Source organism: Candidatus Omnitrophota bacterium (genome assembly GCA_023819145.1).
Lineage (GTDB): Bacteria > Omnitrophota > Gorgyraeia > DTHP01 > DTHP01 > JBFWKV01.
In genome coordinates this window covers 40266-63025 of sequence record JAMWCW010000009.1, presented here as the reverse complement: position 1 = coordinate 63025, position 22760 = coordinate 40266, and the positions used below count along the sequence as shown (strand labels likewise).

Sequence of the window (22760 nt, the reverse complement as noted above, 5' to 3'; positions counted from 1 at the left end):
GAGAAGATTAAAACTTATGAGCAAGGTACCTTTGAATTAACTGCAGTTTTGAGAGAAGAAAAAGCGAATTGTTTTGGCTATAGTCAACTTTTTTATGTTTTAGGTAAGAGCATAGGTTTAGAGGTAGAAATAATTTCAGTTTTTCCTACGCACGTAGCAAATTTGTTTGAATTAGGTCATGGCTATACAATTTTAGATTTAGCCCCTGATATTATTTATCAGGGTCCTGTTTTTATCTGGGAAGAAATTTATGAAAAGGTTTCCCGATCATTATGGCGTTTAAAAGAAGATAATCCCTTAAATGATATATTAGGAGGATACAAATTAATCGAAAGAATAAATGATGATGGTATAATCGCAGCCAGATATTTTAGCTACGGATTTAATGAGGCGATTTTGGGTCGTTTCAAACAGGCCATAGCGTACTACAACCAGGCTATTAAACTTGACCCAAATGATTGTACCGTATATTACGAACGTGGTAATTGTTTGGCAGAATTAGGTATGCATAGAGAGGCGATTGAGGATTACACAAAGGCGATTGGGCTCAATCCTAATTATACTGACGCCTATTTCGGGCGCGGCGCTGTAAAAACTGCATTAGGTTTATACGATGATGCCCTCAATGATTACACAAGGGCTATTGAGATTCAACCTGATTATGCAAAAGTTTATGTTGCTCGGGGCTTAGTTAGGTTTTTCAACCTTTATCAAAAAGAAGAGGGATTAGCAGATTTTAGAGAAGCATTGCGCTTAGACCCGAAGTTATCTGAGCAGTTTCCTAAAGAAATACGAGCATTATTAGATAAATGATAACAGTGAATATTTTATAAAGCGGAAAGGATAAGGTTTAAGATGAAGGTTTTTGGTTTAAAAATTAAATGGTTGGTTATTTTGGTGTTGATTATCTTTTCTTGGCAACCAGCTTTTGCCCGTAGAGTGCATATCATAAATGAGCAGGTTGTTCCATACAGCGTTTTTTTATCTAATAGGGAATTACCATCGTATCTGGAGAATCTTTCTTCCTCTAGCTGGCATTCCCGCACTGCAGTTATACCTCTTGGCAATGGTCTAGTGCAGGCGTTTAAATTCTTAAGAAAAGGAGAATCTTTGGCTGAATTAGAAAAGGAAGCAGAAATGTTACGGGAATTGAACACCAGGGGTTTAGATTTTGTTCCATTTGTGATAAGCGAAAATGGCATCTTTATCTTTAAATACCAAGGTAAGCTCCACGGAGAACCAACTGTTGTAGATAGTTCCTACCAGTATATAACCTATATTGCACCTGAGGATTATTTTATTTATCCTGAGGATATAAAAGATGTCGAGAAGATGAAAGAATGTGCTCTGCGTTCCATAACCCAATTTGCCCGTTTACTTCAGGTAGGTTACTTGCATAAATCGCTTTCTCCGCTAACCCATGAACGAGGTTCCGGCAGAAAATGGTTTTGGAATTATTATCCCCTCGGCGGCATAGAAAAGCTTGCAGAAAATTTGTGTTATTCCAATATAGGTCTATCGGGCTTAAGGGATTTTGCCCATGTTTCTAAAATTGACCCTTATGATTACCTTTATTTTTCCGTTGGCCAGGCAATCTGCGAGTGGGTGATTACTTTAACCTATCACTCGCTCAGGAACGGTTTTAGCGATAGAGAGATATCTAATATCTTAGAAGAAGGTTTTAAGAGTTATCTGGCAGAATGGGGGTTAAATGGTTATATTGTGGATGAAAATATAGATAAATTGCAAGATTTTATCGGTTTATTTAGAGAAGAAATAACTGCGAATACCCTCTCTTCTGTTGCTGATGGAGGAAAGCCTACAGTGGATAAATTGAGCGATTTTATTAATAATATATTAGTTAAAAACCGAGAATCTCAAGCCTATAGGCAGTTAGAACTCCGGAGTTTAAGGGTAGAAGATATTGCGACCGGTAATTTGATTAATCCGCGGTTTACAGTGATGGAAGGAGATTATATTTATGTTGCTGATGCGGGTAAAGGATGTTTAGTTAAAATAGACTTACACAGTGGCCTATCTCAAGATATTGCCCCAGGGAGCTTGAGCGATCCTGTTCATATGGTATTGGAGGATAATTTTATGTATGTAGCTGATTGGGGAAAGCAGTGCCTCGTAAGAATAGACTTAAGCAATGGGATGTTTCAAGATATTGCCCCCGGAAGTTTACTTGATCCGTGTTCAATGGTAAAAAATGGTAATTTTATCTACGTGGCTGATGCTGGAAAACAGGGTTTGGTAAAGATAGATTTAAACAACGGTGGATATCAGAATATTTTTCCGGGGAGTCTGATTGAGCCTCGGCAAATGATAGGAAAAGAAGGAGTTGTTTATGTAACGGATTGGAGAAAAGGTTGGTTGGTGAGAATTGACTTAGAAAGCGGTGAATGCCGAGATATTGCTGCTGGTAGTTTGGTTACACCTCAAGATATTGTTGTAAAAGAGGGGATCGCTTATTTGGCCGACTGGGGAAAAGGATGCCTGGTGAGGGTTGATTTAGAAAGCGGTGACTATGAGGATATTGCTTGGGGAAGCCTGATTAAACCAGAAGAGATGGTTGAGATAGATGGGATTATCTATGTAATTGATTTACAAGATAATCACCTGGTAATAATTGATTTGCTAACAGGCGAGTATAAAAATATTGCTTTTGGCAGTATAGTCAGACCTCAGGGTGGTATGCTTGAAAAAGATGGCATTATCTATGTGGCTGATGCGGTAAGGAAAAGTATCGTAAAGATTTCTTTTCCTTAGATAAGAGATAATATTTTAGAAATGTTAAAAATAGATTGGATTCTTTTTGTGATCTATGGTGGAAGATTATTTCACAAGAAAAGGCAGAAATATGTTTATAATTATTATCATTTTTACTTTCGTATTTAATTGTGGATTAGGATTCTCAGATACAGTAAACAAAGTATATGAAATTCCATCGGATATACCTATTTCTTCTATTACTGCAGAGGATAACCAAGAATATATTTTAAACCTTGAGGGAATGTCCTTTACTATGACATATGTCGGGAGAAATTTTCCTGATTTAAGGGCAAGAGAAACATTGTTGGAAGAAGAATTAGAAACTTTATTTTACTATGATACCGCCGATAAAATACTTACACTTACTGAAGAAATAACCCGCTACTCTTCTATTTTTGACATTTCTGCGGAAGGTTTAATACCTAAGATTTTTAATTCTGATTTTGTTTGCAGGCCTTTAAATACATTACTTAATAATAAAGATGCTACTTTAGAGGAATTAATTTTTGTTCAAGCCCTTGCCCTTAGGGCGGCAGGAGATGATGTGCGTTTGGTTACAGTCCCAACTGTTACCGAAAAAGGCATCCGAGCGATGACTTTTGTGGCCTATAAAAAACCGGAGGAAGAAAAATGGCAGTTTATGTATAATCCTCTTTTGGCAGAATTTATCCAAAAGGATAAACTTATAACTTCAGCAAGAGAGGTAAGAGATTTAGCACTAAACACTAATAGTCGCTATCCCGCCTACGCAATTATTCCTGATTTTTCCTATCTTGTCCTGCGGTTATGGGGAAAAGATGTTGATGGGGGATACAAATTTAATCAGGGTGAAAATTTCAAAGACAATCTGATAGAAAACTTCCTTACGGCTGCAAGAGAAAGCGGTATCCAGATTGGTGGAGAACAGAATTTAAGAAAGTTTGAGCTTGAAGAAATTAAAGCTCTAGCCTTTGCTCTTCAATTGCTCCCGAAAGACATACTCAAGGCAGTAAATCGCATAAGATTTTTGGAAGGTAGTTATTCAGATTTTATCTACCCCGGGATACCGAGTATTTCTACAGGATTAGCCTTTTATGTTGATTTTTTATTCTTTGGCATGTCTCAGATTGACCTGTTTAAGTCAGCAAGTGGTTATATATTAGTTCATGAAATTGGGCACATCTTTGAAGATTTTGTAGGGGGTATTAATTTCTACAAAAATGGTTTCCGTGGAGATGTCGAATTCTTGGAATCTTTTTACAATAGTAAATCAAGGAATTTAAGTGAGACGATTATTTTCCACGAGACCTTTGCAGAGATGTTCTCCCGTTTTGTTACTACTCCAGAATTGTTGAGGGCTTACGTTATCAAAGAAATAGAAAAGGGTAATCTTTTGCCACTCTATAATTATTTATTGCTAAAAGAGCGTGTGTTTCTAAATACCGAATACGGTGATACATGTATAAGTAGCATATGGCGGACTAAGGAAGATGGCAGAGAATACATCTGCTATAGAAAAAATTCCAGTGATTACTGTCTGGTCTATTAGTTACTCTAGTTTATTAATAAGAAAAAGATGAAAAAAATTAAGATAAAAACCTATTGTTTTTTAATTTTGAGCTTATTATTTTTATGCACTTTTTCAACTGAGGCAAGACGGGTAAAGGATATTGAAGCAAAAACTTCCTTACACCAGACGCTTCTTGCTATCGGCTACGAAGAGAAGGTAGAAGAAATTATTGCTTTGATAAAGGAGGTTTTTCCTGATTTGGAGGAACTAAAGACATTACCTGTTGAGGAAAGAATTGAACAACTGGCTTTGATGATAAAGGAGAAGATTAAAACTTATGAGCAAGGTACCTTTGAATTAACTGCAGTTTTGAGAGAAGAAAAAGCGAATTGTTTTGGCTATAGTCAACTTTTTTATGTTCTGGGTAAAGAGATTGGTCTGGAGGCAGAGATAATTTTAATTTATCCTAACCACGCTATAAATTTAATAAGAATTGGTTCTCAGTTTGTGATTGTGGATTTAACCGATGATTTCTTAGATATTAGAGGAATAACAGTTTTTTGGCGAGAGAATTATGTCCAGGATGGTAATTTATGGCGGTTTAGAGAAGGGAGGGGTTTGTCTGGGAAATACAATTTGGCTGCACGTTTGAACGAACAAGAGATCGTTGCTGGCAGGCATTATAACCGTGGAGTTGCCAGACATGACTTAGGTTATTTTGCCGAAGCGGTTATTTACTATACAAAAGCTCTTGAACTTAAGCCCGATTTTTCTTTCGCCTTTTGCAATCGCGGAGTTGCCAGAGTGCAGTTAAAACAGTTAGAAGAGGCAATTTTAGATTTTACAAAAGCTATAGAATTAAATCCTACTTTAGCGGAAGCTTTCTACAATCGCGGTATTGTAAGACATGATTTAGGGCAGTTTATGGAAGCAATAAGCGACTATACAAAAGCTCTTGAACTTAAGCCCGATTACGCATTGGCATTTTTAAATCGTGGTATTAGTTGGTATAAACTAGGACGATATTTAGAAGCAATGAATGATTTTGATAAAGCCATTGAACTAAAACCTGATTATGCTTTAGCGTTTTTAAATCGGGGAAACTTGAGAGTTAAATTAGGCCAATTGGAGGAAGCAATTTCAGATTATACAGAAGCGCTTGTCTTAAATCCGTTTTTAGCCTCAGCTTTCTCCGCACGCGGACTAGTGCGCTATAGGTTAGGTCAATTTGAAGAAGCGATTCAGGATTTAAAAACTGCTGTTTTATTAAATCCCGATTTATATGATTTACTTCCTCAGGAAATAAAAGAGTTACTCAGAAAATAAACTGAATTTTGATGATCAGAATTATACGCGGACTATTTCAAACAAGTCTATCAGGAGTATTATCAGCGTACGCGTGAGTATATGCGGTTACACGAAGGAAAATAGAATAATGAATAGTTTTATACTTAAGATAACAGGAATTGTTTTTTTAAGCGTAATTTTATTTCCTCTTGGGACTTTAGAGGCAAGACGGATAAAGGATATAGAATCGGTAACTTACTTACAGAAGACACTTTTCGCTATTGGCTATGAAAAGGAAGCAGAAGAAATCGTTAGTTTGATAAAAGAGGTTTTCCCCGAATTGGAAGAACTAAAGACCTTACCTGTTGAAGAGAAAATTGAACAATTGGTATCGATGATAAAGAGTGTGGTTGGAATTTACCAGGAAGACATGTGTGATTTAATCAATGTTTTGAGAGAAAAAAGAGCAAACTGTGTAGGCTATAGTGAACTCTTCTATATTCTGGGGAAAGAAATAGGGTTAGAGGTAGAAATAATTTTGGTTTCTTCGGAACATGTAGCCAATCTAATAGAGTTAGAAGAAGGATTTATGCTTTTAGATTTGGCTGTAGAAGGAATGTTTTATGGTAAAAGTGAGATTTTTAATTGGGATAATACCTACCAATGCGAAGCAAGTATTTGGCATTTGAAAGAAGGTAATTCTTCTTTATTGGATTCTTTACGCAGAAATGGCTATGAGGTTATTCAGCGCTTAGATGAGCGAGGAATATTAGCTGTAAGGTATTGTCATTATGGATCTGCTAGAGGCAAATTAGGTTTATATCAAGAAGAGATTGCAAATTATACCCGGGCAATTGAGCTAAATCCTGATTATTATATAGCGTATTACGACCGTGGAGTTATTTTAGAAGAATTAGGTTTGCATCAGGAGGCAGTTTTAGATTTTAACAAGGCTATTGAATTAAATCCTTATTTTGCTGAGGCCTACTGCGGTCGCGGAGTGTCAAAAAAAGAACTAGGTTTATACAAGGAAGCAATTAGCGATTTTAACAAAGCTATTGAACTTAGTCCCCGACTTGCTTCTGCTTATTCTAACCGCGGTAGTGCATACTTTAAATTGGGGTTATATGATGAAGCAATCAGCGACCTTAACAAAGCCATTGAACTTGAACCGGATAATGCGTTAGCTTATTGCAATCGGGGGAGCGTTTTTGAAGAATTAGGGTTTATTCTAGCGGCAGTCAGTGATTATACCAAAGCTATTGAGATTCAACCTGATTATGTAAGAGCTTATGTTGCTCGGGGCTTAGTTAGGTTTTTTGACCTTCATCAAAAAGAAGAGGCATTAGCGGATTTTAGAGAAGCGCTACGCTTAGACCAAAAATTATATGAGCAGTTTCCCCAAGAAATACAGGAATTGTTATCATCGTCGCTAAAAGAGGGTTAGTTTTTTAGAATTAAAGAGAGGAGGTTAATATGAAGAGGAATAGATTGTTAGAAGTAGTGTATTTGGTGCCTATTTTTTGTTTTATGGTTTTTAAGATAGATTATGGTTTTATAGACTATCAATTACGGCGGATGCGAACCGCAAAAGCAGATGCTATAAACATAACCTTTAATCCCACAAAGCACATTTATACGGTTAATGGAGTGAAAACTCCTTCGGTTACAACCATTCTGGGGATTTTAAATAAACCTGGCTTATTAAACTGGGGCATACGGTTGGTGGTGGAGTATTTGGCAAAAAATAAGATAGTTCCCGACCCTACGAAGAGTTATCAGTATTTACGATTGGCAATGAATGCTCGAGATGAAGCTGCAGATACGGGGACTAAAGTTCATTCAGCAATAGAAAAATATTTAAGGAATGGCCAACCTTCTTCTTTTTCTCCTCCGCAAGAAGCAGGAACTGCCTTTAGCGCATTTTTAAAATGGCTAGAGACAAACCACTTGGAGCCGGTGGCTTTAGAGGGCGTAGTGGTTTCTTTAGAACATGGTTATGCTGGGACTTTTGACATGTTAGCAACAGTTGATGGCACGTTGTGGTTAGTAGATTTTAAAACCGCTAAAGATTTTTTCGCAGAGTATGTAATGCAACTATCCGCATACAAAGCGGCGATAGAGGAGATGGGTGGATATTGGGTTAGAGAAGGAGAAAATTATGTTTTTAAACCACTTTTAGTTCCCATAGAGACTGTGGGTATTTTAAGATTGGATAAAGAGACAGGAATGCCTCATTTTAAAGCGTATAGTGAGGAGGAATTAAGTCAGGCATTAGAGAAATTTATTGCCCTGAGTACTTATTACCATCTTAATCAGCAGACAGCGGGAAATTCTTCTCCCTAAACTTATATTGGGAGATGGGAAGGATTCATATGGGACTAAGATTTAAGAGAAATATCATTTCAGATATTGTTTTCTGTATGGCAACGCTTATTTTTTTTATGAGGTCTATTGAGGCAAGACGGCTAAAAAATATAGAATCGGTAACTTCCTTACAAAAGACGCTTTTCGCTATCGGCTACGAAGAGGAGAGAGCAGAAATTGTTAGTTTGATAAAAGAGGTTTTTCCTGATTTGGAAGAACTAAAAACATTACCCGTTGAAGAGAAGATTGTGCGACTGGTCTTGATGATAAAAGAAAAAATTATTCCTGACGAAGAAGCAAGAATCTTTGATTTAATAACACTGTTTAAGGCAAGAGAAGCCAATTGTTTAGGCTATAGTCAACTTTTTTATGTTTTGGGGAGAGAGATAGGTTTAGAGGTAGAGGTAATTTCTGTTTATCCTGCGCACATTGCCACCCTAATAAGATTAGACTCCGCATCTTGTCTAATTTTAGATTTGATGCGTAATTACCAGAGCCCTGTTTTTGTCTGGAGAGATAATTATGAGCCTCAAAGTGGTATATGGCTTTTGAAAGAGCGAAGTATCTTCCATAAAATTTTCCAAAAAGTATCAGGTAAAGTTGGATTGTCAAGAGACTATAAATTTATTTATATTCTTTATCCTCAAGGGATATTGGCTGCTAGATATGTAAGCAGTGGTTTTGATAAAGCGGAAAGAGGAGAATACACTGAGGCCATTAACGATTATGAAAAGGCACTTATCCTTGACCCCGGGCATGAGGAGGCTTTTTATAATTTAGGGGCTTTAATGGCGGAATTAGGTTTATATGAATCTGCCATAAAGAATTTTGATGAGGCAATAGCATTAAATCCCTATGACTATAATGCCTTCTATAACCGCGGGCTTGCCAAAGCCAAATTAGGAAGATTTAAAGAAGCACAAGAGGATTTTGAAAACGCGAGTTATCTAAGGCGGTATATTATTTATTTGTGATGCATTAGCTAAGTTAACAGTCCATTTCTTAAAAGGAGGTAGGTATGAAAACAAAAATTTTTTTGGGATTGGCTATGTTAGCGTTGGTTTTAGGTTTGACATTTAAGATTATAATATCAGAGCAGAGTGTAATTTGTAGAAGGATAAAGGATGCTAAGGTAAGTTACGATGGATTATCTCAGTCGGTTGTTATTATACCTGTATTTATTACGCATATACTTCCTCCGGGGTTCAGCGATATTAGTCCGTTTAGTATAGTTTATGTCCGCATACCTGTAAGCGATAGATTGGGTTTTATTGCCCGGCTCAAAGGTTGGCTTAAGGGAGAGATTACCTTCAGAGAGTTTTTGGGTAAAGAGGCAAGTATTCTAAAGAACAATGATGAAGAATTCCCAGTAGAGGATGCGAATTTGGATTATCTGATCTTAGAAGAAGAAGTTCTTGCGCGGTTGCTTAGTGGGGGAGCGCAAATGGGGATTCCTCCTGCTTGGTTCAGATTATGGTGGAGTAAACATGTGCCGTAGAATTTATTTATTCCCGCTCTTGACGAATATGTTACGAGATAACTTTGGTGGTAAATATCTTAAATAACCATAACCGCATAAATTAATGCTCCGCCTGAAAGTATAAACTCTTTACAAATAACTACCACTTAATATTAAAAGTAAGGCATTATTAATAATTATATCGGTCTAAGTTAGAAAGGAGGTTGAGACGTTAAAGAAGGCGGTTGTTACGCTGGTGTTGTTAGTAGTGTGTTTGGTTATCCAGGTTTATCAGTTTACAGTCTATGCAGGTTATTGGGATGAGGATTTTCACCAGTGTGCTTCCGCTTATCCAAAGTAGCGAGGCTACAAAAGCGACTAACCCTTTTCTGGGTGATAAGGAGAAATATCTGTTGCCCATTCCTAAAGGTGGAATTGAATCTTTGTTACCGAAGGGATTAAGGGTAATTTCTCAAGCATTTGTTCCCGCAGGAGTAAATCCTGCTTACAAAATGTGGGAGATTTTTTTTGAGAACAGTTATTCTCATCAGACAGGTACTCTGCACATTGATACGAATAGAGGCATAATTACACCTGTAGATCAGAAAAGGGCAATTGCCGGGGCAGTCATCGGATTTAGATTAGACCTGAATAATTTTCCAGAACTTGCCCAAGCAAAATACTTTGCTTTTTATGTTTATCCCAATAGTGATAGGGTTAATCTTGATTTAGAATTTACCTTCAGTCAAGATATTAAAGCACAAGGTAAGTCGCAACTGGTTTCGCCAGTTTACTTTACTAAGCGAGTATTAATGGGTAGATTACCCAATCCTTTAAAAGAAGAAGATAGTCCAAGGTTGGTAGTAGTAGATTTGGATAAATTAAGGAAGTTTTCTCAAGATAAACTTTCCTATATCACGATTTCTTTTAACAACGGACCGTGGGATCCTTCCCGCTTCCGGGATGATATTCCCGCTGTCTTGAGTGATCTCGTGTTCATCGGTGCGGAATAAAGAATCTCCTCAATAAAAACCACCCCCCAAAAAAAGTGAGGGTTTTTTATATCTGCTCCTATCTTGACGACACCCCAAAGAGGTGTTATATTTTATTTAGCACTTTATTGATATTAATATCAATAACTTAGATAAGATGAAAGGTTTTAGATTAAGAATATTATTAACTATTCTGCTGGGTTTACTACTTTTCTCAACATCTGTTGAGGCGCGCAGACTACTTTTTGTTTCCGAGAGAAATACTGACAACATCGTTCGTGATTTAGCCTCTGAATTTAACTTAAAGGTTTCTGAATTAATGCCCTTAGTTAAAAATTTAGAAGCAATATCTAACAAGGAAGATTTTTATTATTATCTGGAGAGGATAAGGAAGCTGAGTAAAAATGACCGTTATACCTTAATAGAATTTTTGAAATGCCTCTCTACCTTAAAAGACAGAGAAAAAGCAGATTTAGTATTTGCTCTAATTGAAAGTATGCATCGATTAAGAGCCAGTTCCTATTGTTTAAATTCGGTTCTGAAAGATATATGCGACTTACCTACGGAGCTTAAAGACATTAAGCAGGGATTTGAAACTTTACTGGGGATGTTGATTGAAATAACCCGCATTGACCCCAAAGAAAAAGATGTTCAGCCCGATGCCTATGATTTCTTAAGGCGGTTTAAGGAGGAGGTAATTGCAGAGAACTGGATAAAGTATCCTTACCTAAGAAATAACTTTGTATTTGTGATTACAAAGGTTACCCAGATAATGACAGAGCGCGGGGAGCGATTTTCTTGGGATGCGTTTTCCCAGATTAATATCTTTCTTAATAGAGCGGGAGGAGATTTAAAAGAAACAGAACGGTTAATTAAGGAATATTATGCAGAAATAAAATAAGGGAGTTTAATATGCGTTTAAGGATATCGTGACTACGGCGGATAAGAGGGAGATGAATATAATCCAGTTATTAAAATATGAGGATAGGATAAAGAAGATGGTATTTGTTTGTCTGATAATCAGTACCACGGTTTTATTTTATGCTCCGCCTGCCGCCTCCGCGCGGAGAGTTAAAGGAAAGGCAATGACAGAACATTCGGTTCGCTTGCTTGTAGAAATAGAGCCACAAGGGTGGTTTATAGAAAGAATAAGGAATAAAAAGGAAGACATTCCTCGTCTTATAGAGCTTCCTCTACGCGAAGCAGTAGAGACTCTCTATGATAAGAATATTTTAACCATAAGGTCTTCGGCAGATAGAAACGATATACAATACGGCTTTGCTTATATTGAAGGTGAATTAAACTCACTCTCAGAGGAGAATGGGAGAGAACTTCGTCGCATGGTAAATGAGGGCATAGCAGAAATAGAGGGTGTTTATTTTAGACTTAAGGTCAAGGTTAATACCCAGACAACAGTAGAAATAGTAAGAGATAGTTTTATAAATATTGCCCGGCGGTTTTATTACCAACCACCAATCTGGATTGAGAGAGAAAGATTCACCTGGGAAAGTTTTAAAGAACGGTATCTTATATCTGAGGATAAAGACGTACTTCCTTTTGTGGAAAAGATGGGTTATTACTACGATGCTAGAAGGGGATTTATTTAAGTTTTGAACATTATAAAAAAGTAATAGAACATTATCAAGGAAAGTGAAGCGATGGAGATAAGCTACGCCCAGCCAATAAAATGGGGGATATTTTGTTTGTTAGCGAATCTTTTAATATTTAACCCTTCTGTCTATGCGCGCAGAATAAAGGAGGTTAGGTATCCTTTGGAGATTGTTGAGGTGGTAGGTACTGAGATAAAAAGTATTCAGATAGATTCACAATACAGTTTCTCTTTCCCGGTAAGTTTTTCCTTACATCATGTTTCAGCATATCTTTGGTTAAAAAGTATGATAGAAAAAGGGAGTCTACCCAAAGGATTAACTCTGGTGTATCTTGATGCCCATAGCGACTATTGGGGACATCGAGATACGCCCCAGAGTGCAAACTGGGTGCGTTTTGTGCTTGGTGAGGGACTCTGCAGTCGGGCGCGTTTGTTGTTCCCGAATTGGGCAATAAAAGAAAGAGAAATATTTCGGGAATTTGCATTTTTATCTAAGGAAAAAACAGTATTTCCTGATTTATCTGATATTGATAGTTTAAATGATTTACCTTATGGTGAGACCATAGTGCTTTCCATTGACTGCGATTGGTTTTCCTGTTACGACCCTTTTCATACCGCATCGGGTGAGGAAATTGTAGGCAAAGTAGAAGAGATAGTTAAAGTTTTACGGGAAAAAAATATCCGCATCGCCGCTTTAAACATTGCTCTTTCCCCCGGATATACCACCATGGATAAGGAAGTATTCATTAGAGACACGCTACTTAAAGCGTTCTGGGGATATAGGTAATATACTCAGGATGAATACCGCTAAGAATCTATTGCTAAAAAAGATTAAAATATTTAGGTATTATCGACAATGAATAAAAAATTTATCTGTATTTTTACGGTATTAATTATTTTTATCTCTTGTCCCTTTAGTTATGCCCGGCGTGTACGCGTAGTAAATTATCCTTTAGTAAGATACCGAGTACTGGACAGAGGACTTTCTTATTCGGGCTATGTAAGTAACAAAGGATATCCTTTTCAGTTTGCGATTATAGATTATCCTGAAGGTATCGCCATTTGGCTTAAACAAAAGATACACTGGGGATTTGTAAGCAGTAACCCAACTCTTGTGGTACTCAGTCCTTACCTTGATTACAATCGTTATGGAACTTCAAGACTTAGCAACACCAATTGGCTTAGTTATATTTGCGAAAATAGCCTCGTAGATAAAATTTATGTAGTTTTCCCAAAGTATGTAGAGCAATATCCTGATTGGAAAAATAATTTACAGCGCATGGCTAATGAGGCAAGGGGTATTTACAGTGACCCCCTTTATCTTCTAGAGAGACTTTCTGAATTACCCCGAGGAGATGAATTGGGGAAGGTGGTTCTGGTTATAGATTTGTCATTTTTTTCTAACCGAAAATCTCCTACTTACAAACCAGAATTGGGGGAGATTGTTTTTCAATTAAATAGTATAATATATATACTCAAGGATAAAGGGATTGAGCTTGAGGCTTTGGTTATTTTAGAGTTTCCCGAATTTACTTATAAGGAACACATAAGATTGATAGAAGAGCAATTTTTAGAATTGCTAAGAGATGAGGATTAGAAAGATAATTTTATTAGGGATAGTTAGTTTAATTGTATTATCTTTTAAGCAAAATGCTTTGGCAAGGAGGGCTAAAAAGGTGGACATGGAAAGATACAATCTTAAATATGTTTATGGACCAGTTTCCTCTTGGCGTTTAGGTGCTTCTTTGGGAATCGACCCCATTTCTCAAGAAGACAAGACTTGCAGTTTTGATTGTTTTTACTGCCAAATAGGACCTACCGAAGTTTTTGTAAGGGGAAGAAGTGTCTTTGTTGACACAGAGGAAGTAATCAGGGAAGTAAAATTTGTCTTGGAACACTATTCGGGTAAAATTGATTATCTCACTTTTTCGGGGACAGGTGAGCCCACTTTAGCAAGCAATTTAGGACAAATAGTCAAAGGGATAAAGGATATTACCTCAATACCCATTGCTATCCTTACCAATGCCACTTTATTAGGTCAAAGAGATGTTCAGGAAGATTTAAGAGATATTGATTTTGTCATTGCTAAGATAGATGCCTATGATGAAGAGTCTTTCCAGATTATGAACCGTCCTCATCCAGATTTGAGTTTTACGGCGGTAATAGAGGGGATAAAGGAATTTAGAAGAGTTTATGCCGGCAGAATGGGAATCCAGATTATGTTTACTCAGGAAAATAAACAGGGCGTAGAAAGAATAGCCCAGATAGTAAAAAGTTTAGGGCTTAAACCAGGAGACCAGATTCAGTTAAATACCCCTCTTCGTCCTCGTGTAGATTCTCTCCTAGAAGCACCTGAGATGTTAAGGATAAAGGAAACATTTGATAAGTTTCTCTGGGGAATGGGTTTAGAGATTGTTATGGTCTACGAAGCAGAGCAGGTAGAGGTTTCGCCTATTGGAGAAAGAGAAACTTTACAGAGAAGGGGCGCTATTAAATAGTTATTTCCTTAAATTTACAGAAATTACTTGCCTTAAACTCCCGCCTTATGTTAATATAATGCCTAAAGGAGGAAGTAACCAGATGAAAGAGAAAATTCTGATTTTTGACACAACCTTGCGCGATGGTGAGCAGGCACCCGGCGCAAGCCTGGAGACGAAACAAAAACTGGAAATTGCCAGACAATTGGAACATCTTAATGTCGATATTATTGAAGCAGGCTTTCCTATTGCTTCGCCAGGTGATTTTGAAGCAGTCTCTTTAATTGCCAAGGAGTTAAAGAAACCAATTGTTTGTGCCTTAGCGCGTTCTTTAAAGAAGGATATTGACTCTGCTAAAGAAGCCTTAAAAAAAGCAAAACATCCCCGGATTCATGTATTTCTGGCGACTTCTAAAATACATATGCAGTATAAACTGCGTAAAGCAGAAGAGGAGGTTTTGAGACAGGCAATAGAAGCGGTTAAATATGCGAGAAATTTTACTTCTGATGTTGAATTTTCTCCTGAAGATGCTTCCCGCACCCAAAAGGAATTTTTGTATCGCGTTCTCGAAGCAGTGATAAAAGCGGGGGCAAAAACAGTAAATATTCCTGATACGGTGGGTTACGCTATGCCTCAGCAGTTTGGGGAATTGATTCGTTTAATAAAGGAGAACGTGCCGAATATAGATAAGACAGTTATTAGTGTTCATTGTCATAATGACCTGGGGTTGGCAGTAGCTAATTCTCTTTCGGCGATAAAGAATGGAGCAAGGCAGGTGGAGTGTACCATTAATGGTTTAGGAGAGCGGGCAGGAAATGCGGCAATGGAAGAAATTGTTATGGCAATTAAAACACGTAACGATTTTCTTCCTTTTGCTACCAACATTCGCACAACGGAAATTTATAAAACAAGTAGACTTGTGTCCAGTCTGACAGGATTCGTAGTCCAACCCAACAAGGCAATAGTTGGTGCGAATGCTTTCCGACACGAATCAGGAATTCATCAGGATGGAGTATTAAAAGAACCGCGCACATATGAAATAATGCAGGCGGAGGATATTGGTTTAAAGATAAGTGGATTAGTCTTAGGAAAGCATTCCGGTCGCCATGCCTTCAGTGAAAGATTGAAGAAACTTGGTTTTAGATTATCTGACAGAGAGCTTGAATGTGCCTTTTCCCGCTTTAAGGAATTAGCGGATAAAAAGAAAGAGGTTTTCGATGAAGATATAGTAGCGATTATAGAAGATGAAATTAAACAAATTCCTCCCATTTGGAGTTTAGAATACTTGCACATTGTAAGTGGGACAGATACTATACCTACGGTTACCGTAAGACTGAAGCATAAGAATAAGATAATTCAAGATGCTGCCTCGGGAGATGGGCCGGTAGATGCCTGTTATAAAGCTGTGGAGAGAATTACGGGGATAAAAGGAGAATTGGAGGATTATGCCATAAAGTCGGTTACCAAGGGGAGGGAGGCATTGGGTGAAGTCACCATTAAACTGAGATACCGAGGAAAACTTTTTACTGGTCGCGGAGCCGCTACGGATATAATTGAGGCTTCGGCGAAAGCTTATGTAAATGCGATAAATAAAATTGCTTACAAAGGGTAATAAGACAAGTGAGCTATTTAATTATGAATATTTTCGGGGATATTTGATTTTTGATATTTAATTTTTAAGATATTTATGATTGATTCCCACACACGGCTTTACGGAATAATCGGCTATCCGGTGCACCACAGTTTTTCACCCCTGATGCACAATGCTGCTTTTGCAAAATCCAAGATAAATGCGATTTATTTAGCCTTTGAGGTTGCCCCTGATAATCTTAAAGATGCTCTTTTAGGGATGAAAATCTTAGGCATTTCTGGATTGAATGTTACCATACCCCATAAAGAAGCATGTATTCCACTTTTGGATGATGTTTATCCTACAGCGAGAATTATTGGAGCGGTTAATACCATTGTGGTTAAAGAAGGGAAGTTAGTAGGTTATAATACCGATGGGAGAGGATTTATTCGAGCCCTGGAGACGATATTAAAAATTAGACCCAAGGGTAAGAAGTTTTTTATTCTGGGCGCAGGAGGCGCATCCCGGGCAATAGGTTTTAATTTGCTCCGTGCGGGAGCAAAAGAAATAGTTTTTTATGACCTCGTCCGTTCTAAAGCAGAAAAATTGGTTATTGACCTCAGACTCCATTTTCCTAATAGTAGTGTAGAGCTTGCTGGAAGTTTACCCAATTCGCCTCTTAAGGATTTTGATTGTTTGATTAATGCCACTCCCGTAGGGATGCATAAAGACGACCCTTTGGTTGTTGAACCGAAAGTTTTTCATCCCCGGCTTTCTGTCTGCGACCTGATTTACAACCCTCCAAAAACCAAACTTCTCAAAATTGCCCAATCAAAGCACTTGAAGACGATGAATGGTTTAGGTATGCTTCTTTATCAAGGAGCCATCTCGTGGGAACTCTGGACAGGTAAAAAAGCTCCTGTTTTGGTTATGAAGAAAGTGCTGGAGAAAGCAATATCCAAAAAATCAGCATAATTTTTACTCCTTGCAATTTGCCTTTCTTCTTTTATATAATATAAAAACTATACGGAGAATTGTAATTTGTTTAATTTAAGAGAAATCTCACTATTTAACATTAAACTTTTCGTTTTTATTGTTGGTTCTTTTGTAGGTAGTTTTTTGAATGTTTGCATATCTCGTCTACCGGAAGGAAAATCTATTGTCTCTCCGCGTTCTCATTGTCCAAATTGCCAAAAGACCATTCTTTGGTATGACAATGTTCCGTTTTTGAGTTACTTTATTCTTCTGGGTAGATGCCGTTACTGCGGTAAAAAAATATCTCCCCGCTATTTTTTTGTAGAGTTGTTGAGTGCAAGTATTTTTTTATTCTTTTATATGCGTTACGGCGTTACGACAAAATTTTTTATCTATACAATCCTTTTCTCTTCTCTTCTCGTAGCAGGATTTATTGATTTGAAATACCAGATTATCCCTGATGTTATCTCTGTTTCGGGGATAGTTTTAGGTATATTTTTCAGTTTGTTATTCCCTGAAATTCACAAAGAGGTGTCCGTTTTGCCTGCCTTAAAAAAGTCCTTTTTGGGGCTAATTGTTGGTGGAGGTATGATTTGGTTAATTGGATTCTTGGGTAAATTGGTTTTCAAGAAAGAGGCGATGGGTTTTGGAGATGTTAAACTTATGGCAATGTTGGGAGCATTCTTGGGGGCGGAGAAGATTGTACTTACTTTTTTTATTGCCCCTTTCTTCGGTTTGATTTTTGGTATAATCTCTTTAATGAAGACAAAATCTCATTATATACCTTATGGACCATTTTTAATATTAGGAGGGTTCATTACGCTTGTTTGGGGAGAAAACATCTGGTTACTGATTACCGGCTACTGGTTACTGGGGAAATAAGGGAGGTGGACAATGTTAAGATATTTAACTGCTGGTGAATCACATGGCAAGGGTATGGTGGCTATCTTGGAAGGGATACCTTCAGGTTTGCGAATAATTGAGGATAAGATTGATGTTGATTTAAAGAGAAGAAGAAAGGGTTTTGGTCGGGGGAAACGGATGGAAATAGAGACAGATGAAGTGGAGATTATTTCTGGGACAAGGAAAGGATTTACTTTAGGAAGTCCTATCGCTTTGTTTATTAAAAACAGGGATTATAAAATTGAAGGGTTGCCTCCTTTAATTTTTCCTCGGCCGGGACATGCAGACCTTGCGGGAGTTCTAAAATACGATACCAAAGATGTGCGCAATGTTTTAGAACGTGCTTCTGCCAGAGAGACTTCTGCGCGGGTGGCAGTAGGAGCCATTTGTAAGATGTTACTTTCTGAGTTTAGGATAGAGATAATTAGCCATGTTTTGAGAATCGGTGGTATTGAGGTAAAAAAGAGGAATTTAGATTTTTATAGCATTAGGGAGAGAGCGGAGAAATCTCCTCTAAGATGTATTGACAAAACATCGGAAGAGAAAATGAGAGAAGAGATTGAGGAAGCAATTAGAAAAGGAGATACGCTTGGTGGGATTTTTGAAGTGATTATTTTAGGCGTTCCTCCTGGCTTGGGAAGTTTTATGCAATACGATTTACGCTTGGACGGAAGAATTGCTCAGGCAATTGTTGCTATTCCTTCAGTGAAGGCTTTTGAGATTGGAGAGGGGTTTTTGAATGTGGGTTTTTTGGGTTCTGAAGTTCATGACGAAGTTTATTATGATAAAAGAAGGGGTTTTTATCATAAAACTAATCGCGCAGGAGGGTTAGAGGGAGGATTGAGTAACGGCGAACCGATTATTATCAGAGGGTATATGAAGCCCATTTCCACTTTGATGAATCCTCTGGATTCAGTAAATATAGTTACGAAACAGAAAGCTAAAGCCGCGGTAGAACGAGCAGATGTGTGTGCGGTTCCCGCAGGAGGAGTGATTGCCGAAGCAGTTTCTGCTTTTGAAATTGCCCGTGCGATGCGCGAGAAATTTGGCGGAGATAGTCTTGCGGAAATGAAACTTAATTATAAGAATTATATACAGAATTTAAGAAAATATTAGTTATGAAAAATATAGTTCTTGTGGGTTTTATGGGAACGGGAAAGACAACCGTGGCAAAAGAGTTAGCGAAATTACTCAGATGTGAATATCTGAGTTTAGATACTTTGATTGAGGAGAGGGAGAAAAAACCAATTCTTCAGATATTCGCTGAAAAGGGAGAGGATTATTTCCGTGATTTAGAAAGTAAAGTAGTAAAAGATATTTCTGATAAGGAAAATTTAATTGTTGATGCAGGTGGAGGAGTGGTACTTAGAGAAGAGAACGTCGTTAATTTAAAGAAGAATGGTTTACTTATTTGTCTTAAAGCGAAACCCGAGATTATTTGGGAAAGGGTAAAAAAACATACGCATCGCCCATTACTCAATGTTTCTAATCCTAAAGAGCGTATTGCAGAACTTTTAAGGATAAGAGAGCCTTATTATGCTCGGGCAGACTATTCTTTAGATACCTCTTATTTGACGATAGGGGAAGTGGTAGAGGAAATCCTTAAAATTCTTAAAGAAAAAGATGAGTAATCGCGAAATTACCCTTTTTATCTTTATAGCTTCCTATATGCTCTTTGTTATACTTCCTAAAAAAAGGACCTGGGTTGCCTTAATTTCTGCGTTGACCATTATTTTTTTGAGGATAATTACTTTTAGGGATGCTTTTTTATTGATTAACTGGAATGTCATGGGAATATTTATAGGAACACTTCTAGTTGCCGATATTTTTATGGAGAGTCGGATGCCTGCCTACATTGCGGAAAAGATTGTCAATCGTTCAAAAAATGTTTGTTGGGCAATTCTTTCTCTCTGTGCTCTTACTGGCGTTATTTCTGCCTTTGTTGAGAACGTAGCGACAGTTTTGATTGTTGCCCCCATTGCTTTTTCTTTAGCGAGAAAACTGAAGATGAATCCTGCTAATATGATGATAGCTATTGCTATCTCTAGTAATCTTCAAGGAACTGCTACTTTGATTGGAGACCCTCCCAGCATGCTTTTAGCAGGGTTCGCCAAAATGAACTTTATGGATTTTTTCTTTTATAAAGGTAAACCCAGCATTTTTTTTGCAGTTGAGCTAGGAGCGATTGTTTCTTTCTTTGTTCTTTATTTTATTTTTAAGGGTAATAGAAGAAAGGCTGAAATAACAAATACCGAAAACATACATTCTTGGGTTCCTACTTCGATTTTAATCCTATTGATTATAGCGCTAGCTTTTTCTTCATTTTTGGATGAGAATTTTTCTTATTTAGCGGGAGTAATTTGTTTATTCTTTGGGATAGTTTCTTTAATCTGGAAAAAGTTTTCTAATGAAGGGTCGATTATAGAAGGTTTAAAAACGCTCGATTGGGAAACTTCTTTGTTTTTGATGGGAATATTTATCCTTGTAGGGACGCTACACTTAACCGGTTGGATAAAAGAAATTTCTAAGTTTTTTTCATCTTTGGTAGGTAGTAATATTTTTTTTGGATACAGCGTTTTGGTTTTTAGTGCAGTTTTTTTCTCTGCTTTTGTGGACAATGTGCCCTTACTTGCCACAATGCTTCCCGTGGCTATTTACATGGCAAAGGAGCTTAATGCTAATCCTTCTCTTTTTCTCTTTGGTTTACTTCTGGGGGCAAGTTTGGGAGGAAATATCACTCCCATCGGAGCATCAGCAAATATTGTTGCCTGTGGTTTGCTTAAAAAAGAAGGAATTATAGTAAAATTTAAAGATTTTGTAAAAATAGGGTTGCCTTTTACTCTTTCGGCGGTGATTTCTGCTTATCTCTTAGTTTGGTTTGTTTGGAAATAACCATGCAGAAAATTTGGAGAATTTTGCAACCAGATTCAGATAAGGTTAGTCGTTTGACCAAGTCTTTGGGCATATCTCCCTTGTTGGCACAACTCTTAATAAACCGTAAAATAGATAGTCCTGATGAGGCGTATGCTTTTCTTAATCCTTCTTTTGCGGATTTGTATGACCCTTTTCTTTTTAAAGACATGGGGAAAACCGTATCCAGGATAAAAAAGGCGATAGAAAAAAAAGAGAATATTCTTATTTACGGAGATTATGATGTAGATGGCATTACGGGAACGGCGATACTTATTAAACTTCTTAGGGAATACGGTGGAAGAGTTTTTTATTACATTCCCCATCGCATTGAAGAAGGTTATGGCATAAGTGAAGAAGGGATAAATTATGCAGTGGATAAGAATATTAATCTGGTTATTACGGTTGATTGTGGGATTACCAATGCTTCCGAGGTAGCATCTTTAGCAAAAAGAGGAATTGATGTGGTCATAACCGACCACCATGAACCAGAAGAAAGAAATTTGCCAATACAGGCTTTTGCTATTGTTAATCCTTTATGCCAAGGCGAAACTTATCCGGATAAAAATCTTTCTGGTGTGGGTGTAGTTTTTAAATTGGCACAGGCTTTATTAGATAAAGATGGTTTTTTGGAAATTAAGAAATTATTGGATTTAGTCTGTTTAGGGACTATTGCTGACATCTCTCCTTTATTAGGAGAGAATAGAATTTTGGTGAGATATGGTCTTCTCCAGTTGAATGAAAGTCAGCTTCCTGGCGTTAAGGCACTTATGGAAGTTTCGGCTATAGAAAATAAAAAAATATCTCCTTACGATATAAGTTTTATCTTAGGTCCCCGTATCAATGCCATGGGAAGGCTTGATTCTGCCGAGGCGAGTCTAAAGTTATTTATTACTGAATCCCTTTCGGAAGCGTTGGAGATTGCAAAGGTTCTAGACAATACTAATCGCAAAAGACAGGGGATAGAAGAAGATATTTACAATGAGGCGGTGAGTCGTATTGAAAGAGAGGTTAATTTTAAAGAAGATTTCTCTATTGTTTTAGGAGATGAGAGATGGCATCAAGGGGTGGTGGGAATTGTTGCGTCCAAACTTTCCCAGCGTTATTCGCGCCCGGTAATACTTTTCTCGTTTAAGGATAGCATAGCTTCTGGCTCAGGAAGAGTAGATTTGGAAGACATTCATCTTATTAAGGTTTTAGATAGATGTGCCCATCTTTTTATCTCCTACGGCGGTCATAAATCTGCTTGTGGGATAAAAATGGAAAGAGATTTAATTCCCCAATTTAAGCTTTTATTTAATCAGTTATTGAAGGAGACAATTACTTCGGAAATTTTTTCAACCTCTCTTTACATTGATGGAGAATTACCTTTTTCTTTACTAAATTCCGATTTAATTAATGATTTTAATCAACTAGCTCCGTTTGGTGAAGGGAATCCTGTGCCTGTTTTCGTTAGCTATGGTTTGCGTCTTAAAGATATGTTGAATAATCGTAATAGGAATAGATTGGAAATTTGGGTTACCGATGGTTCTTTTACATATCAGGCAAGGGGGAGAGATTTTGAGAATTGGATTTCTCAAGCAGAAAAGGGTAAATCTTTCGACCTCGCTTATATCCCTCGTTTGTTAAGTTTTCGGGGTCAAGAGTATATCAGTTTAAATATAGAGGATTTTCGGAGCGCTCTTTAAACCGCCTTTATTACTTTCCCTTTTTTAAGGCATTCTGTACAGACTTTAACGCGACGGGTTCTTCCGTTTATTACCGCCCTTATGCATTTTAAATTAGGCAAGAATCGGCGATGGCTTGTGCCGGTGATCTTTCTTCCCGCCCCACCTTTTTTCTTGGCCATACCACGTCGAGCAATGTTTTTGCCTGTTTGTGGTGCTTTTCCACAAATTTCACATCTCCTTGACATAGCTTCCTCCCTCCCTTAAAATATAAGAGGTT

The 22760-nt window shown here is 37.4% G+C and carries 22 protein-coding genes; 21 read left to right on the top strand and 1 reads right to left on the bottom strand.

The window, feature by feature from the left end; all coding sequences use genetic code 11:
- The 21 genes from NC818_05680 to recJ all read left to right on the top strand — a co-directional run.
- The coding region (locus NC818_05680) for a tetratricopeptide repeat protein (GenBank protein ID MCM8784244.1) at positions 1–813 on the top strand (813 nt) is incomplete at its 5' end.
- A 42-nt stretch (positions 814–855) separates the two neighbouring features.
- The gene (locus tag NC818_05675) at positions 856–2772 is read left to right on the top strand and encodes a hypothetical protein (protein MCM8784243.1); all 1917 of its coding nucleotides are present in this window, start codon (positions 856–858) and stop codon (positions 2770–2772) included.
- 91 nt (positions 2773–2863) lie between these two features.
- Positions 2864–4303 carry a hypothetical protein gene (locus NC818_05670; GenBank protein MCM8784242.1) on the top strand — a complete coding sequence of 480 codons (1440 nt, stop codon included), beginning with the start codon at positions 2864–2866 and terminating at the stop codon, positions 4301–4303.
- A gap of 27 nt (positions 4304–4330) precedes the next feature.
- Positions 4331–5590, top strand: coding sequence for a tetratricopeptide repeat protein (locus NC818_05665; GenBank protein ID MCM8784241.1), 1260 nt, complete (start codon positions 4331–4333; stop codon positions 5588–5590).
- Positions 5591–5699: 109 nt separating this feature from the next.
- A complete protein-coding gene (locus NC818_05660; protein ID MCM8784240.1) occupies positions 5700–6998 on the top strand; it encodes a tetratricopeptide repeat protein in 1299 nt (432 codons plus the stop codon).
- A gap of 29 nt (positions 6999–7027) precedes the next feature.
- On the top strand, positions 7028–7897 hold the full coding sequence (locus NC818_05655; protein ID MCM8784239.1) for a PD-(D/E)XK nuclease family protein: 870 nt from the start codon (positions 7028–7030) through the stop codon (positions 7895–7897).
- Positions 7898–7926: 29 nt separating this feature from the next.
- Positions 7927–8892 carry a tetratricopeptide repeat protein gene (locus tag NC818_05650; protein MCM8784238.1) on the top strand — a complete coding sequence of 322 codons (966 nt, stop codon included), beginning with the start codon at positions 7927–7929 and terminating at the stop codon, positions 8890–8892.
- Positions 8893–8936: 44 nt separating this feature from the next.
- Positions 8937–9416, top strand: a complete 480-nt coding sequence (locus NC818_05645; protein ID MCM8784237.1) for a hypothetical protein — start codon at positions 8937–8939, stop codon at positions 9414–9416.
- Positions 9417–9682: 266 nt separating this feature from the next.
- Positions 9683–10390, top strand: a complete 708-nt coding sequence (locus NC818_05640) for a hypothetical protein (GenBank protein MCM8784236.1) — start codon at positions 9683–9685, stop codon at positions 10388–10390.
- 136 nt (positions 10391–10526) lie between these two features.
- Complete coding sequence (locus NC818_05635; protein ID MCM8784235.1) at positions 10527–11270, top strand: hypothetical protein; 744 nt, start codon at positions 10527–10529, stop codon at positions 11268–11270.
- 52 nt (positions 11271–11322) lie between these two features.
- Positions 11323–11976: a hypothetical protein gene (locus NC818_05630; GenBank protein MCM8784234.1), complete on the top strand. Its 654-nt coding sequence runs from the start codon at positions 11323–11325 to the stop codon at positions 11974–11976.
- Positions 11977–12027: 51 nt separating this feature from the next.
- The gene (locus NC818_05625; GenBank protein ID MCM8784233.1) at positions 12028–12765 is read left to right on the top strand and encodes a hypothetical protein; all 738 of its coding nucleotides are present in this window, start codon (positions 12028–12030) and stop codon (positions 12763–12765) included.
- A 69-nt stretch (positions 12766–12834) separates the two neighbouring features.
- A complete protein-coding gene (locus tag NC818_05620; protein MCM8784232.1) occupies positions 12835–13575 on the top strand; it encodes a hypothetical protein in 741 nt (246 codons plus the stop codon).
- Positions 13565–14476 carry a radical SAM protein gene (locus NC818_05615; protein ID MCM8784231.1) on the top strand — a complete coding sequence of 304 codons (912 nt, stop codon included), beginning with the start codon at positions 13565–13567 and terminating at the stop codon, positions 14474–14476. Before NC818_05620 ends, NC818_05615 begins: the two co-directional genes overlap by 11 nt.
- 82 nt (positions 14477–14558) lie before the next feature.
- Positions 14559–16067, top strand: coding sequence for a 2-isopropylmalate synthase (locus NC818_05610; GenBank protein MCM8784230.1), 1509 nt, complete (start codon positions 14559–14561; stop codon positions 16065–16067).
- Positions 16068–16142: 75 nt separating this feature from the next.
- Entirely contained in the window at positions 16143–17000 is an 858-nt protein-coding gene (locus NC818_05605) for a shikimate dehydrogenase (protein ID MCM8784229.1), read from the top strand.
- 66 nt (positions 17001–17066) lie between these two features.
- Positions 17067–17882: a prepilin peptidase gene (locus tag NC818_05600; protein ID MCM8784228.1), complete on the top strand. Its 816-nt coding sequence runs from the start codon at positions 17067–17069 to the stop codon at positions 17880–17882.
- 12 nt (positions 17883–17894) lie between these two features.
- Positions 17895–19019: a chorismate synthase gene (aroC, locus tag NC818_05595; protein ID MCM8784227.1), complete on the top strand. Its 1125-nt coding sequence runs from the start codon at positions 17895–17897 to the stop codon at positions 19017–19019.
- Positions 19020–19021: 2 nt separating this feature from the next.
- Complete coding sequence (locus tag NC818_05590; GenBank protein MCM8784226.1) at positions 19022–19534, top strand: shikimate kinase; 513 nt, start codon at positions 19022–19024, stop codon at positions 19532–19534.
- Complete coding sequence (locus NC818_05585) at positions 19527–20795, top strand: SLC13 family permease (GenBank protein ID MCM8784225.1); 1269 nt, start codon at positions 19527–19529, stop codon at positions 20793–20795. The genes NC818_05590 and NC818_05585 overlap by 8 nt, the downstream gene beginning before the upstream one ends.
- 2 nt (positions 20796–20797) lie before the next feature.
- Entirely contained in the window at positions 20798–22501 is a 1704-nt protein-coding gene (gene recJ / locus NC818_05580; GenBank protein MCM8784224.1) for a single-stranded-DNA-specific exonuclease RecJ, read from the top strand.
- Here recJ and rpmB read toward each other — a convergent pair.
- A complete protein-coding gene (gene rpmB / locus NC818_05575) occupies positions 22498–22728 on the bottom strand; it encodes a 50S ribosomal protein L28 (protein MCM8784223.1) in 231 nt (76 codons plus the stop codon). The genes recJ and rpmB overlap by 4 nt on opposite strands.
- Between the last annotated feature and the right edge of the window lie 32 nt (positions 22729–22760).